Below are 15947 nucleotides of genomic sequence, written 5' to 3'. Positions count from 1 at the left end.
TTGACTGCACCTTTTTTAATTATATTTGGCTAATCACAATAAAACACTAAAAATTGACCTATCCTATCACAAAAAAAATAGATACAATTACAAATTATTTTGGCACAAATGTAAACGACCCATATCGTTGGTTAGAAGATGATATGGCTTTAGACACACAAGCTTGGGTTGTTGAACAAAACAAAGTAACTTTTGATTATTTAGCTAAAATACCATATCGCGAAGATTTGAGACAACGATTGGAAAAATTGTGGAATTACGAGAAAATTGGCGCGCCTTTTAAAGAAGGAGACTATACTTATTTTTTTAAAAACAATGGTTTACAAAATCAACATGTTTTATATCGTTTTAAAGGTGAAGAAACTCCTGAAATTTTTTTAGATCCAAATACTTTTTCTGAAGATGGAACAACATCATTAGGTGGTCTGTCATTTTCTGAAGATGGCAATACTGTTGCTTATTCTATTTCAGAAGGCGGTTCAGATTGGCGAAAAGTTATTTTTATGGATGCAATTACAAAAACAATTTTAGAAGACACTTTAATTGATGTAAAATTTAGTGGCTTATCTTGGAATGAAAATAAAGGTGTTTTTTATTCGAGCTACAAAAAACCCAAAGGAAGCGAACTATCTGCAAAAACAGATCAGCATCGTTTGTTTTATCACCAATTAGGAACTACTCAAAAAGAAGATATTTTAATTTTTGGCGAACATATAAAAAGGCGTTACATAGGCGGGTATGTTACTGAAGATAACAAATATTTAATTATTACAGCAGCAGAATCAACATCGGGAAACGAATTGTATTTCAAAGACTTAACAAATCCTAACAGTAAAATTATTACCATTGTTAATCATTTTGAAAACGACACTTATGTGTTAGATAATTTAGGAGAAACATTGCTATTGGTAACAAATTTTAACGCGCCCAACAAACGCATTGTAAAAGTAAATGCTTTAGCGCCAACTGCAGAAAACTGGATTGATGTTATTCCCGAAACCGAAAATGTACTATCACCTTCAAAAGCAGGTGGCTCTATTTTTGCGAATTATATGGTTGATGCAGTTTCAGCAGTAAAACAATATGATTATTCAGGGAAATTAATCCGAGAAATTCAATTACCTGGCATTGGTTCTGCAGGTGGTTTTGGCGAAAAAAAAGATGCTAAAATAACCTACTACACATTTACAAATTACACCACACCAGGTTCAATTTACGCTTTAAATCTTGAAACTGGAGTTTCAGAATTGTACAAAAAACCAGCCATAGATTTTGATGCTTCAGCTTATGAATCTAAGCAGGTTTTTTACACTTCAAAAGATGGCACAAAAATTCCGATGTTAATTTCTTATAAAAAAGGAATTGAATTGAATGGTAAAAATCCAACGATTTTATATGGCTATGGAGGTTTCAACATTAGTTTAACACCAAGTTTTAGCATTACAAATGCAGTTTGGATGGAACAAGGTGGTATTTATGCGGTTCCAAATTTAAGAGGCGGTGGAGAATATGGCAAAAAGTGGCATATAGCAGGAACCAAATTTCAAAAGCAAAATGTTTTTGATGATTTTATTGCTGCTGCAGAATTTTTGATTGAAAATAAATATACTTCACCCAAATTTTTAGCGATAAGTGGTGGCTCAAACGGTGGTTTATTGGTGGGTGCAACAATGACACAAAGACCCGATTTAATGAAAGTCGTTTTACCTGCCGTTGGCGTACTAGATATGCTGCGTTACCATACTTTTACCGCAGGTGCAGGTTGGGCTTATGACTATGGAACGGCAGAAGATTCGAAAGAAATGTTTGAATATTTAATGGGTTACTCTCCTGTTCATTGTCTTAAAAAAGGTGTTTCATATCCGGCAACATTAATTACAACAGGCGATCACGACGATAGAGTTGTACCTGCACATTCGTTTAAATTTGCCGCAGAATTACAATCAAAACAAGAAGGTAAAAATCCGACATTGATTAGAATAGAAACAAATGCAGGTCACGGAGCTGGAACTCCAATTTCAAAAACAATTGAACAATATGCCGATATTTTTGGCTTTACATTTTACAATATGGGATTTAAAAAATTACCAAAAAAACACAATTAGATAAAAAAAATCAAAAATATACATAAATAGAAACGCTTCAATTAGATAGCAAGGTTCTTTTTTGAAAAAAAATCCATATTTTTTTTCAAAATAAAATCAAAAAACTATCTTTGCAATCTTAAAAAGAGGGCTTACCTCTTAAGGTTAAACTACTAACAAATAAATAGTTAAATTAATGGCAAAAGTTACAGGTAAAGTTGCACAAATTATTGGACCAGTTATTGACGTTGAATTTCAATCTGGAGCAGAACTTCCAAGAATATATGACTCATTAGAAATCACAAAAAAAGATGGTTCATTATTAGTATTAGAAGTACAATCTCATATTGGAGAAGACACAGTTAGAACCATTTCAATGGATTCAACAGACGGTTTAAGCAGAGGTACAGAAGTAGTTGCTACAGGGAAAGCAATTCAAATGCCAATTGGTGCAGATATTTACGGACGTTTATTTAACGTAATTGGAGATGCAATTGATGGTTTAGGAAACTTGCCTAAAGCTGGTGAAAACGGATTACCTATTCACCGTCAGGCTCCTAAATTTGAAGACTTATCTACTTCAACAGAAGTATTATTTACAGGAATTAAAGTAATTGACTTGATTGAGCCATATGCAAAAGGTGGTAAAATTGGATTATTTGGTGGTGCCGGTGTTGGTAAAACTGTATTAATTCAAGAGTTAATTAACAATATAGCAAAAGGTCACGGTGGTTTATCAGTATTTGCTGGTGTAGGTGAAAGAACTCGTGAAGGAAATGACCTTTTAAGAGAGATGTTAGAATCTGGTATTATTAAATACGGTGAAGATTTTATGCACTCTATGGAAGATGGTGGTTGGGATTTATCTAAAGTTGATAAAGAAGGAATGAAAGAATCTAAAGCTACTTTCGTATTTGGACAAATGAACGAACCTCCTGGAGCACGTGCACGTGTTGCCTTATCTGGTTTAACAATTGCTGAATACTTTAGAGATGGTGCTGGTGAAGGACAAGGAAAAGATGTATTGTTTTTCGTAGACAACATTTTCCGTTTTACACAAGCTGGTTCTGAGGTATCTGCATTATTAGGTCGTATGCCTTCTGCAGTAGGTTACCAACCAACATTAGCAACTGAAATGGGTGCTATGCAAGAGCGTATTACTTCAACTAAAAATGGTTCAATTACATCAGTACAAGCGGTATATGTACCTGCGGATGATTTAACAGATCCTGCGCCTGCTACTACGTTTGCGCATTTAGATGCAACAACTGTATTGTCTCGTAAAATTGCTGAGCTAGGTATTTACCCTGCGGTAGATCCATTAGATTCTACTTCAAGAATTTTAACTGCTGATATTTTAGGTAAAGAACATTACGATTGTGCACAACGTGTAAAAGAGTTGTTACAACGCTATAAAGAATTACAAGATATTATTGCTATTTTAGGTATGGAAGAATTATCTGAAGAAGATAAATTAGCAGTTCACAGAGCTCGTAGAGCACAACGTTTCTTATCTCAACCTTTCCACGTAGCTGAGCAATTTACAGGTATACCTGGAGTTTTGGTTGATATTAAAGACACTATCAAAGGATTTAATATGATTTTAGATGGTGAATTAGATAAATATCCTGAAGCTGCATTTAACTTAAGAGGATCAATTCAAGATGCTATTGATGCTGGTGAAAAAATGTTAGCTGAAGCGTAATCAATTGGCAATTGTCAATTATTAATTATCAATTGAAAAATTATGATTTTAGAAATAGTAACACCAGAAGCAACATTATTACACTCGGAAGTAGACTTAGTTGCTGTTCCGGGAGTTAATGGTGAATTTCAAATGTTGAATAATCACGCACCTATTGTTTCTTTACTTGTTGAAGGAAATGTAAGATTTAAAGGAAGTGATGTGAAAATTGAAGAGCAATTTGCCAGTAAATTTACAAATAACAAAGGTGAATATTTATTACCTATAAAAAGTGGAACTATTGAAATGAAAGCAAACAAAGTAATTGTTTTAGCTGATTAATTATCCACAACATAAATTATAAGAAGCCTCGTTTTAACGGGGCTTTTTTTATACATATATTTAAATAAGTCTTCTTGGTTTTGATGTATAAAATGTTGTTTTTAGACAAAAAAACTGCCCAACCGTAGGAGCGATGAGCAGTTATTTAATCAAACCAAACTTAATTATGAAATTCTTATACTTTATATTTAGTATTTACCAAATTTACGTTTCTATTCAAAAAAACAACACGACATACCTTGTCTTAATCATAAATTGAAGTATTGTAATTACACTAATTGTTTAGACTGCTATTTTTTATTTAAAAAAGTAAATCACAAATTTTTCTTAAAATAAATAAGATATTGATAGATTTAATATCTTTCGGAAAAAATTAAAAAAGCGTAGTTAAATATCAATTTTCAACAAACAAAAAATGAGCTCATATAAGTTTTTCTCAATACTTTTTTTTCTGATTAGCCCTTTGGTATTTTCACAGTCTACGGTTAAGCATAAAGTTTCAAAAGGAGAAAGTATTTATTCTATTGCAAAAAAATATGATATCAAACAAGCCGATATTTACGCATCAAATCCAAAAATTAAAGGAAAAGTATTACAAATAAATACTGTTTTATTGATTCCAAACACTCAAAATAAATCTACAAATTTTGTTGATAAAAACGCTAAGGAACATACAGTTGCTTCAGGCGAATCACTTTATAAAATTTCAAAAAAATACGGTTTAAACATTGAAGAATTAAAACGCTTAAACCCCGATGTTGTAAATAAACTTCCAATTGGTTATCATTTAATTTTAAAAGAAGACGAACCAATTGCTAAAATTGATACTAGTTTTGTAGTAATTAATGAGCCATTATTAGATAGCGCAACATTTAGTATTGAACCATCAAAAACCAATTTATTAATTGAAAGTGCATCAAAAAAATTAGGCACAAGATATAAAAGAGGTGGCACAAGCAGTAAAGGTTTTGACTGTTCGGGATTTATTCTAAGTATGTTTAAAACTATAGATGTTTATTTACCAAGATCATCATATGAACAAGCAAAAGTAGGTACAAAAATTGATCGCTCTGAAGCTAAAAAAGGCGACTTGATATTTTTTGCAACAAATGGTAAAAAAACAATTAGCCATGTTGGAATGATTATTGAAATTTTAAAAGATGAAATAAAATTCATTCACTCTTCTACTCAATTAGGTGTTGTAATTTCATCAACAAAAGAAGCTTATTATTCTAAAAGAATTGTTCAGGTAAATCGAGTTTTATAAAACTCAATATTTTATAAAAAAAGCCAAAGTAACTGTTTTAAAAAACAACTACTTTGGCCAATAATTTATACAAGCTTTTTTATTTTAAAATTGTAAATCTACAACCAAATCAAAATCATCATAGATCGCTTTGTCTGCCAAGTTATCAAAAAAGCTGGTTGAACCATATTTAACATCATAAATTGCTCTATCAACTTTTAAAGATGCAGATGCTTTATTGCCATAAACAGACAGTACAAAAGTAATTGGATTTGTTTTTCCTTTAATTGTTAAATCGCCAGTAACTTCATAAGAATTTTTACCAGTTGATTTTACTTGATTAAAAACCAAAGTAGCTGTTGGAAATTTTTCAACTGAAAAAAAATCATCCGACTTTAAATGTCCTTCTAATTTGCCTTTATACTCACCTTCAAGATCTGTAGTAATAATACTTTTCATATTAATAGTTACTTCACCACCCGTTAATTTATCTTCTTTAAAAACAAGAAAACCATTTTCAATTTTAACAGTTCCTTCATGAGAACCTGTAACTTTATAACCTTTCCAAACTACTGTACTATTTTCGGTTTTTATTGGTTTATTTTCTTCTACAATTTTGGTAAATGACAATGTGAAAAAGGCCACAACTGCAAGTATTGCTAAATTTTTAATTTTCATCGTATTTTGTTTTAAATGTTAATAATACAAATGTCTGCAACAATTGTTAAACAGAAAATAAGGTAGATTATTAAATAATGTTAATCTAGATTAACATTGTTATTCTAAAGCCAATTGACTTTTAATTTTACTTAAAAACTCTTTTGTAATACCAAGATAAGAAGCCACCATATATTGCGGAATTCGCTGGTCTAATTTAGGATAAAGATCCCTAAAATTAACATATTGCTCTTTTGCAGTAAGGCTAAAACTATTGGTGATTCTTTTTTGTGATGCAGCCAATGCGCGTTCAACTATTTTTCTATAAAAGCGTTCTATTTTTGGAATTTTAAGATACAATTCTTCTTTTACATCGTATGTAAATTGTATAAGTTCGGTATTTTCCAAGCATTGAACATTAAAATCTGCAGGTGTTTGGGTTATAAAACTCCCCATATCAGATGTCCACCAATCTTCAATAGCAAACATCACAATATGCTCCTGCCCTTTATCGTCCATATAAAAAGTTTTGGTGCATCCTGAAATGATAAAACATTCCAATTTACAAACATCACCTTGCTGTACAATATATTGCCCTTTTAAATATTTTCGATAAGTAATTTTAGAAAGCAAGAAAATTTCTTCTTCCTCGGTCAAGCTTACATATTTTCGAATATAGTTTAATAAAGGTTGAGCGTTCATAAATAACTTGTTAAAAATATATTGAAATCTTAGTCGAAATTTGGTTTGCGTTTTTCTAAAAAGGCTGTGGTTCCTTCTTTAAAATCATCGGTTCCAAAACTCAATCCGAAATTTTCAATTTCTACACTATAACCGTTTACACAATTGGTATAATTTGCATTTACTGCTTTTATTGCTGCTGAAATTGCTACTGAAGAATTCTGACTAATTTTTTTGGCTAATTTTTCACACAAAGGCAATAACTCAGCCTGTTCAACAACATAATTTACCAAACCCCATTCTTTGGCTTCTTCGGCAGAAATCATACTTGCAGACATAATCATCTCCATTGCTTTGCCTTTGCCAACCAACTGCGGCAAACGTTGGGTACCTCCATAACCAGGAATTACACCCAAACTAACTTCTGGCAAACCCATTTTTGCATTGCTACTGGCAACTCTAAAATGTGCTGCCATAGCCAATTCTAAACCGCCACCAAGCGCAAAACCATTTACAGCTGCAATAACAGGTGTTTCTAGATTTTGAACATAACTAAACAATATTTCATGTCCTTTTCTTGATAATTCCGTTCCTTCTTCAATATCGAAATTTGAAAATTCGGCAATATCGGCACCAGCTACAAAGGCTTTTTCGCCACTACCAGTAACTATAATTACTTTTACGTTGCTATCTTCATTTAACTTTTTAAAAGCTAAATGCAATTCGTCAATGGTTTTTTTATTTAAGGCATTTAACTTATTAGGTCTGTTAACGGTTACAATACCAATGTTTTCTTTCAAATCGACCAATACATTTTCTAAATTCATATCATTATTTTTTAGGTAATATTATTGTAAAAACTGTTCCTTTTTTTAATTGGGTTGAAAATTGAATAGCACCTCCATAAGCTTCAACTATGTTTTTAACCATTGGCAATCCTAAGCCCATTCCGCTTGACTTTGTGGTGAATTTAGGTTCAAATATTTTAATTTTATCATCTTCAGAAATTCCAGTACCATTGTCTGAAACTTCAATAAATACTTTATCATCTTTTTCAAAAACAGCGACTTCAATTTTTGGATTTTCAGTTTGATCCAATGCCTGAATTGCATTTTTAACCAAATTAGTAACCACCCTAATCAATTGGGTTTTATCTAGTTGAGCTAAAATATAATCATTTTTCGGATTGTATTCGATAAAATCTTCAGTAAAAATATCTAAAGCAAGTTTAACCACTTCAACAACATTTAACGCTTCTCTATTTTGTAAAGGCATTTTTGCAAAGTTCGAAAAAGCTGAAGCAATTTCACTCATAACATCTATTTGTTGAATGAGTGTTTTACTATATTCATCTAATTTTTCGTAAATTTTGGGATCGTTAGGATCAAATTTTCGTTGAAAACTTTGCACAGTTAATCGCATTGGAGTTAAAGGATTTTTAATTTCATGCGCCACTTGTTTAGCCATTTCTCGCCAAGCCTGTTCACGTTCTCCTTTTGCTAATTTAACAGCACTTTCTTCCAATTGATTAACCATGGCATTGTATGCATCTACCAGCGTAGATATTTCAGAACTTGCATCTTTTAAAATAATTTTTTCGTTGCGCTTGTTCAACCTGGTTTGCTTCATTTTATCGGTAACAGCTTTTATATTTCGAGTAATATAGCTCGATATAAAGTAGGCAAAACCAATAGCCAAAATAAACATTAGGGCATATACAAAACCCATTCTCATTAAAAACTCTTCTAAATCTTTATCTTGCTGACTATTATCCTGCAAGTATTCCAAATTTAAAATTCCGATAGGTTTAAATTTATTATCAAGAATATAAGAATAGGAAGACTGAAAAATATCTCCTTCAATTTCTTGTGTATGCACCAATTTATGTTGGTAAGTTTTTGTAATTCCTTTTAAGATAGAATCTGATAAAATCGAAGGTTTTTTTCTTTTTTCAAAACCTGTGTAAGAACTAATGGCTAACTTTCCGTCTAAATAATGAATATTAATTTCTAAATTTTCAATATCTGAAATTTCATAAATTTTATCCTTAAAAATATAGGGTAAATTTTCAGGTACAAGCGCAAAAGAATTGCCTGTTTTAAACCAATAATTTATAGCTGCCTTTACAGATTCTTCCTTCCTATCGAGTCTACCTTCATTGTATTCAGTAGTTTGTTCGTTGTATTGATAAATTGTAACCGCAGCAATTAAAACCGAAGCCAATAATATAAGAAATATCATGGCCAAGAAAATTCTGATACGAAGTGACAGTTGCTTAATTTTCATTTGAAGTAAATATACTTAATAATTTTCAGCCAACTAGCACAATAAATATACCAAAGCTATTATTTATAGCGAAGTTTAAAAATAAGCATTATCAATGTTAATACAGCAGTAATGCTATTGGCCAAAATCATAGAGATGCTATGAATATGAATACCGTAAACCAACCACAACAAAATACCTAAAAACATAGCAATATACATAGTTAATGAAATATTTCCGACCGATTTTGTTTTCCAAGTTTTGTATACTTGTGGCACAAAAGACGATGTAGTTAAAACAGCAGCAATAAGTCCAATTATTTCAAAAGTATCAATCATTTTTTGGTTATTTAAGCCGCAAATTTAAACAAAAAAATCCTCGCATTTCTGCAAGGATTTAACAAGTATATATTGATTATTAAAATTTATTTAAACCTCAGCAATTTCACTGTAAACAATTTCTCCTTCAATAATATTCAAACCTTTTTTCAAGCCTTCATTTTCGTTAGTGGCAGTTTTCCAACCTTTATTGGCAATTTGCATAACATAAGGCAAGGTTACATTGGTAAGCGCTACTGTTGAAGTATAAGGAACTGCACCAGGCATATTTGCTACACAATAATGTACCACATCATCAATAATATAAATAGGATCTTCATGTGTTGTAGCTTTTGTAGTTTCAAAACAACCACCTTGATCTACAGCAACATCAACTATTACTGTACCTGGCTGCATTTCTTTTAACATGTCTCTGGTAATTAATTTAGGCGCTTTGGCACCTGGAATTAAAACACCACCTACAATTAAATCGGCATCTTTAATATGCTTTCTAATGGTATATTCGTTTGAAAATTCAGTAATTACATTATTTGGCATAACATCCATAATATAACGCAATCTATCCATATTGATATCTAAAACAGTTACAAGAGCGCCTAAACCAGCCGCCATTTTTGCTGCCTGAATTCCAACTACTCCACCACCTAAAATCAATACTTTACCCGGTCTTACACCAGGAACACCACCCAATAAAATACCCTTTCCTTTAATTGGTTTTTCTAGGTATTTAGCACCTTGCTGAACAGCCATTCGACCTGCAACTTCAGACATTGGAGTTAACAAAGGTAAGCTACCTTTTTTATCTTCAACCGTTTCATAAGCAATACAAATTGCTTTGCTAGAAACCATTGCCTCAATTAATTTTTTGTTTGATGCAAAATGAAAATAGGTGAAAATTATTTGCCCCTCTCTGGCTAAAAGATATTCTGATTCTATTGGCTCTTTTACCTTTACAATCATTTCACTTTTACCATAAACATCTTCAATAGTAGGAACAATATTTGCTCCTGCCTGAATATATTCATCATCACTAAAACCACTTTCAAATCCAGCGCCTTTTTGCACTAAAACAATGTGATTTTTTTTTGTTAATTCAAAAACCCCAGCAGGTGTTAAGGCAACACGGCTTTCGTTGTTTTTTATTTCTTTTGGAAGACCTACAATCATGTTAAATTTTTTAAATTTCACACAAAATAAATGAAATAAAAGATATTTTTAACATTTTAAGCCAAAATATAACATTTCTTTAAGAATAATTTAACATTTCTACCCTACGATATTGATAATTTTTCCTGGAACAATAATTACTTTTTTAGGTGTTCGACCTTGTAATTGTTCTTGCGTTTTTTCGTGAGCCATAATTATATCTTCAATTTGCTTAACAGACAAATCTAGAGGTAATTCAATTTTAAAACGCATTTTACCATTAAATGAAACTGGATATTCTTTGCTGCTTTCTACCAAATATTTTGGTTCAAAAATTGGAAAATCAACATTAGAAACAGATGTTGAATGACCTAATTTATGCCATAATTCTTCAGCAATATGTGGCGCATAAGGTTCAATAATAATAGCTAAAGGTTCTAAAATTGCACGTTTATTACATTTTAAGGCAGTCAATTCATTTACCGCAATCATAAATGTTGAAACCGATGTGTTGAATGAAAAATTAGCAATATCTTCTTCAACTTTTTTGATTGTTTTGTGTAAAGTTTTCAATTCTTCTGCTGAAGGCTCTTCGTTTGAAACAGCAAATTCGTCATTTACAATATACAATCTCCATAATTTTTTCAAGAAACTATAAACACCCGAAATTCCTGAAGTTTTCCAAGGTTTTGATTGCTCTAAAGGCCCTAAAAACATTTCGAACAAACGCAAACTGTCGGCACCATATTCTTCACAAATTTGATCTGGATTTACAACATTGTATTTAGATTTCGACATTTTTTCAACCTCACGACCTACAATGTATTTATCCCCTCCTAAATCCTCCTCCAAGAGAAGGACTTTATTTTCTCCATTAGCTCCCTTTCCTTTGGAAAGGGTTGGGGATAGGACTTTTCCGTTTTCACCAATAAAAATAGCATCGTTATATTCTTCTCTCCAGTTTTTAAATGCTTCAACATCTAGTTCATCTGAACCGTTTACAAAAGAAACATCTGCGTGAATTGGCTGTACTTTATAATCTTTAATCAATCCTTTTGAAACAAATTTATTTTCACCTTCAACCCTATAAACAAAAGCAGAAGTTCCTGTAATCATTCCTTGATTGATCAATTTTTTAGCATACTCATCGGTTGGCACAATACCTTTATCGAATAAGAATTTTTGCCAAAAACGAGAATACAACAAATGGCCCGTTGCGTGCTCACTACCACCAATATACAAATCTACATCTTGCCAATATTCAACCGCTTCTTTACTCACAAATTCTTCTGAATTTTGCGGATCCATATAACGGTTAAAATAAGACGAACTTCCTGCCCAACCCGGCATTGTGTTTAATTCTAACGGACAAACAGTAACATTGTCAATTAAATCGTTGCTAACAATGGTATTTGTATTGGTGTCCCAAGCCCAGGTAGTTGCATTTCCTAATGGCGGTTTACCATCTTCAGTTGGCAAATATTTTTCAACTTCAGGCAAAACAATTGGCAAATATTGTTTGTCAATCATTTGCGGCAAACCATTTTTATAATAAACAGGAAAAGGTTCTCCCCAATAACGCTGACGACTAAAAACAGCGTCGCGCAAACGGTAATTTATTTTTCCATAACCAAAACCACGTTTTTCAATTTCGTAAATAATGGTTTTCATTGCTTTTTTATAAGGCAATCCGTTTAAAAAATCAGAGTTTGCAATCACCGAATTTTCTTTATCGGTAAAGGCTTCTTCTGAAATATCTACACCTTCAAAAATATTGATAATTTCAATTCCGAAGTGTTTTGCAAAAGCATAATCGCGCTCATCACCACAAGGAACCGCCATTACAGCGCCCGTTCCATAACCTGCCAACACATAATCTCCAATCCAAATTTGCACTTTTTCACCTGTAAAAGGATGCAAAGCATAAGCACCTGTAAACACACCCGAAATGGTTTTAACATCGGCCATACGCTCCAATTCACTGCGTTTTGCTGTTGCTTTTACATAGGCTTCAACAGCTTCTTTTTGGTCTGGAGTTGTAATTTTTGAAACCAATTCGTGCTCAGGAGCTAAAGTCATAAAACTCACACCAAAAATGGTATCAGGACGCGTTGTGAAAACTGATATTTTATCATTTTCAAATCCATCAACTTTAAAATCTACCATTGCACCTTCCGATCTTCCAATCCAATAGGTTTGCGAATCTTTTAATGGTTGTGGCCAATCGATTTTTGCCAATCCATCAAGCAAACGTTGTGCGTATGCTGTAATTCGCATACTCCATTGTTTCATTTTTTTACGCACTACAGTATGTCCGCCACGCTCTGAAACACCGTTTACAATTTCATCATTTGCCAAAACAGTTCCCAATGCCGGACACCAGTTTACTTCGGTTTCAGATAAAAAAGTCAATCGGTATTTTAACAATATGGTTTGTTTTTCTTCTTCTGAATAATTCTTCCAAGTTTCAGCAGTAAAAATTTCAATTTCATCATCACAAGCAGCTTTGACATTTGCATTTCCTTCGGCTTCAAAAATTGAAATTAAAGTTGAAATATCTTCAGCTTTATCACTTGTTTTATTGTACCACGAGTTGAATAATTGAATAAAAATCCACTGAGTCCATTTATAATAAGTTGGATCCGAAGTACGCACCTCACGAGACCAATCGAATGAAAAACCAATTTCATCCAATTGTTTTCTGTATGTAGCAATATTAGCTTCCGTAGTAATAGCAGGGTGTTGCCCTGTTTGAATAGCATATTGCTCGGCTGGCAACCCAAAAGAATCGTAGCCTTGCGGATGCATTACATTAAAACCTTTATGACGCTTGTAACGCGCATAAATATCTGATGCAATATATCCAAGTGGATGACCAACATGCAAACCAGCTCCCGACGGATACGGAAACATATCTAACACGTAAAATTTTGGTTTATCAGATACCCCTTCAACTCCGCTCAGGGCAGGGTTTTCAGCTTTAAATGTTTGGTTTTTTGCCCAATATTGTTGCCACTTTGCTTCTATCTCTCTAAAATTATATTCCATCCTGCTATTCAAAATTTAAAAGTGCAAAGTTACGGTTTCTAAAGAAAAGAATAAAGTGTTTATTTTGAATAAATTCAAAGGGGTTTTTGTTAGGTAATTTTGTAATTTCGCCCAGATTTTTAAACTATTTTTTTGAATACAAAAACATACAAAGCACATCTTGCACTTTTTGGAGCCAATGTTATTTATGGCATGAACCATTTGATAGCAAAAGGTGTGATGCCCGAAAAAATTGGCGCTACAGCTTTTATTTTTCTTCGGATTTTAGGCGCGAGTATTTTATTTTGGATGATAAAAAGTTTTATCAAAGAAAAAATTGACAAAGAAGATTATTTTAGACTGATTGTTTGCGGAGTTTTAGGAATTGCCATTAATCAATTGTTGTATTTTCACGGATTGAGTTTAACATCACCAATAGACGCTTCTATTATTTACACTTCAACCCCTGTTTTGGTATTGATTTTTAGCTATTTTTTGCTGAAGGAAAAGATAACCAGAACCAAAATAATTGGTATTTTAATTGGAGGAACAGGTGCTTTATTGCTTATTTTATATGGAAATAAAAACGAAGGTACAAGTACTTTATTAGGAAATGGATTGATTTTTTCGAACGCCATTTTTTATGCGTTTTACTTAGTATACGTTAAACCTTTAATGAGTAAATACCAACCAATTACCGTTATAAGCTGGGTGTTTTTAATTGGTTTTATTTTTATGATTCCTGTTGGTTTATACGATTTTGTAACGACAGATTTTGGTGCTTTTACCTTAAATACTGTTTTAATTATTTCGTTTGTTGTTTTAGGAACCACATTTTTAACCTACCTATTCAATATTTACGCATTAACCAAAGTTGCCCCATCAGTAAACGGAAGTTATATTTACCTACAACCAGTGGTTAGTTTTATTATGGTGAGTATTTACGCTTTTGTTTTGGGCAATACAACTTATGCACAAGACATTAATTTAACCAAAATAATTAGCTGTTTATTGGTAGTTATAGGTGTGTTTTTGGTAAGTAAAAAAACTTCAAGTCAAAAATTGAAAAGTCGAAAAATTTAAAATTACTAATTGCAATAAAAACTCATTTCTTAATTGTCGCTTCAGCTACGCTCAGCCACCAGTAAACGCGCAACTTTAGTCGCCCGACTTCAAGCTTTTACATTATTCATTTTTCATCATTAATTATTCATTAAATCTTCCTTGCTCTTTTTTCCTGCGGAAGCAAACAATCATAAATAAAACTATTTATAGGTGTTGGAATGTTTAATTGCTTTCCAAACCTAACAATTGTTCCTGTTTGAGCTTCTAATTCTGATGGTTTTCCATCCATAATGTCTCGCTGCAAGGAAGCTGTTGTATTGTAAGGCAGCGACTCAATAATCGCAAATTGTTTTTCAATAATATCACTCGGTAAATCAACCCCTTTTGCTTTTGAAATTGCTAAAATTTCTTCAGCAGTTTTTAAAAGCATTGCTTTAATTTCAGGCGAATCAAACATTTCACCATGTGTAGCTCTTGTTAAAGCTCCCAAAGCACTTACCGTAGTTATGTATAAATATTTAGTCCAAATTTCTTGCTCAATATCAGTTGCCAATTTATTTGTAATACCTGCATTGGTTAGCAGTTTTTCAATTGCAATAGCACGACTCGTTTTTGCATTATCCAATTCTCCAAAAACAATGGTTGGCTCATACGAAACGTGTTTAATTACACCATAATCTTCAACAAAACTAACCACTTTACACAAGCCACCTAGCACGTGTTTTTTATCGATTATTGATGACAAAATAACATGATTTTCACAACCATTTAACAATGAAATTACCATCGTATTTTTATTTAAAACAGGTTTGATAATTTCAGCAACCTCAGCCAATTGCCAGGTTTTGGTACAAATTAAAATCAAATCAACATTTTTTACATCTAAAATATTTGAAGTTGCTTTTGCTGGCTTTACCAAATAATTACCTTTTATACTTTTTAATTGCAAACCATTTTTTTGAATGGCTTCTAAATGTTTTCCACGCGCAATAAAAGTTACATCATTACCTGCTTGTGCCAAGCGCGCACCAAAATACCCTCCAACACCACCTGCACCGTATATTACTATTTTCATACTTAAAAAACTTTGAACTCAAAAATACAATTTTTTAAAATTAAAATACATATAAATAACTTTCGAAATAAATTTTTAGTCTTGTCTAAATTTTTGATTATATTTGGCTAAATTTATTTTTGAAATGCTCTCACAATCCGAAGAAAATTATTTAAAAGCAATTTTTAGCATAGAACTTTCTAATGCTAAAACCGTAAGCACAACACTTATAGCTAAAAATTTAAGTACAAAAGCTTCGTCGGTAACTGATATGATTAAAAAATTAGCCGATAAAAATCTGGTTAATTATGAAAAATATAAAGGCGTAAAATTGACTTCCGAAGGAAAAGAAATAGCA

The 15947-nt window shown here is 32.1% G+C and carries 14 protein-coding genes; 6 read left to right on the top strand and 8 right to left on the bottom strand.

Translation table 11 applies throughout. From position 1 onward, the window contains the following. Nucleotides 1-53: 53 nt before the first annotated feature. The 4 genes from EC396_RS14700 (at nt 54) to EC396_RS14685 (ending at nt 5377) form a co-directional block, all read left to right on the top strand. The gene (locus tag EC396_RS14700) at nt 54-2105 is read left to right on the top strand and encodes a prolyl oligopeptidase family protein (protein WP_240665733.1); all 2052 of its coding nucleotides are present in this window, start codon (nt 54-56) and stop codon (nt 2103-2105) included. A gap of 175 nt (nt 2106-2280) precedes the next feature. Continuing rightward, nucleotides 2281-3789: a F0F1 ATP synthase subunit beta gene (gene atpD, locus EC396_RS14695; RefSeq protein WP_129367446.1), complete on the top strand. Its 1509-nt coding sequence runs from the start codon at nt 2281-2283 to the stop codon at nt 3787-3789. A 42-nt stretch (nt 3790-3831) separates the two neighbouring features. Then, nucleotides 3832-4110 carry a F0F1 ATP synthase subunit epsilon gene (locus EC396_RS14690; protein WP_129367444.1) on the top strand — a complete coding sequence of 93 codons (279 nt, stop codon included), beginning with the start codon at nt 3832-3834 and terminating at the stop codon, nt 4108-4110. Nucleotides 4111-4525: 415 nt separating this feature from the next. Then, nucleotides 4526-5377, top strand: a complete 852-nt coding sequence (locus EC396_RS14685) for a C40 family peptidase (RefSeq protein ID WP_129367442.1) — start codon at nt 4526-4528, stop codon at nt 5375-5377. An 84-nt stretch (nt 5378-5461) separates the two neighbouring features. On the opposite strand, the gene EC396_RS14680 is transcribed toward EC396_RS14685, so the two are convergent. The 7 genes from EC396_RS14680 to EC396_RS14650 all read right to left on the bottom strand — a co-directional run bounded on the left by EC396_RS14680 (nt 5462) and on the right by EC396_RS14650 (nt 13491). Continuing rightward, nucleotides 5462-6034, bottom strand: coding sequence for a YceI family protein (locus EC396_RS14680; protein WP_129367440.1), 573 nt, complete (start codon nt 6032-6034; stop codon nt 5462-5464). 99 nt (nt 6035-6133) lie between these two features. Then, nucleotides 6134-6715 (bottom strand): Crp/Fnr family transcriptional regulator, encoded by a 582-nt coding sequence (locus EC396_RS14675; RefSeq protein ID WP_129367438.1) that lies wholly within the window; start codon nt 6713-6715, stop codon nt 6134-6136. Between the two features lie 29 nt (nt 6716-6744). Continuing rightward, nucleotides 6745-7521 (bottom strand): enoyl-CoA hydratase/isomerase family protein, encoded by a 777-nt coding sequence (locus EC396_RS14670; protein WP_129367436.1) that lies wholly within the window; start codon nt 7519-7521, stop codon nt 6745-6747. Nucleotides 7522-7525: 4 nt separating this feature from the next. Then, nucleotides 7526-8935, bottom strand: coding sequence for a PAS domain-containing sensor histidine kinase (locus tag EC396_RS14665; protein ID WP_240665731.1), 1410 nt, complete (start codon nt 8933-8935; stop codon nt 7526-7528). Between the two features lie 104 nt (nt 8936-9039). Continuing rightward, nucleotides 9040-9297 carry a SemiSWEET family sugar transporter gene (locus EC396_RS14660; RefSeq protein ID WP_370276513.1) on the bottom strand — a complete coding sequence of 86 codons (258 nt, stop codon included), beginning with the start codon at nt 9295-9297 and terminating at the stop codon, nt 9040-9042. Between the two features lie 90 nt (nt 9298-9387). Next, nucleotides 9388-10464: an alanine dehydrogenase gene (gene ald, locus EC396_RS14655; protein WP_129367433.1), complete on the bottom strand. Its 1077-nt coding sequence runs from the start codon at nt 10462-10464 to the stop codon at nt 9388-9390. A 99-nt stretch (nt 10465-10563) separates the two neighbouring features. Then, complete coding sequence (locus tag EC396_RS14650) at nt 10564-13491, bottom strand: leucine--tRNA ligase (RefSeq protein WP_129367431.1); 2928 nt, start codon at nt 13489-13491, stop codon at nt 10564-10566. A gap of 132 nt (nt 13492-13623) precedes the next feature. On the opposite strand from EC396_RS14650, the gene EC396_RS14645 reads away from it, so the two are divergent. Continuing rightward, nucleotides 13624-14553 carry a DMT family transporter gene (locus EC396_RS14645; RefSeq protein WP_129367428.1) on the top strand — a complete coding sequence of 310 codons (930 nt, stop codon included), beginning with the start codon at nt 13624-13626 and terminating at the stop codon, nt 14551-14553. 130 nt (nt 14554-14683) lie between these two features. Here EC396_RS14645 and EC396_RS14640 read toward each other — a convergent pair whose 3' ends face one another. Next, a complete protein-coding gene (locus EC396_RS14640) occupies nt 14684-15610 on the bottom strand; it encodes a ketopantoate reductase family protein (RefSeq protein ID WP_129367425.1) in 927 nt (308 codons plus the stop codon). Nucleotides 15611-15734: 124 nt separating this feature from the next. On the opposite strand from EC396_RS14640, the gene EC396_RS14635 reads away from it, so the two are divergent. Next, nucleotides 15735-15947 (top strand): metal-dependent transcriptional regulator (locus EC396_RS14635; RefSeq protein ID WP_164975324.1); only part of this gene is annotated, 213 nt, incomplete at its 3' end.

The organism is Lutibacter sp. HS1-25, assembly GCF_004121075.1.
Classification (GTDB): domain Bacteria; phylum Bacteroidota; class Bacteroidia; order Flavobacteriales; family Flavobacteriaceae; genus Lutibacter.
This window is presented reverse-complemented; position numbering and strand designations above follow the sequence as displayed.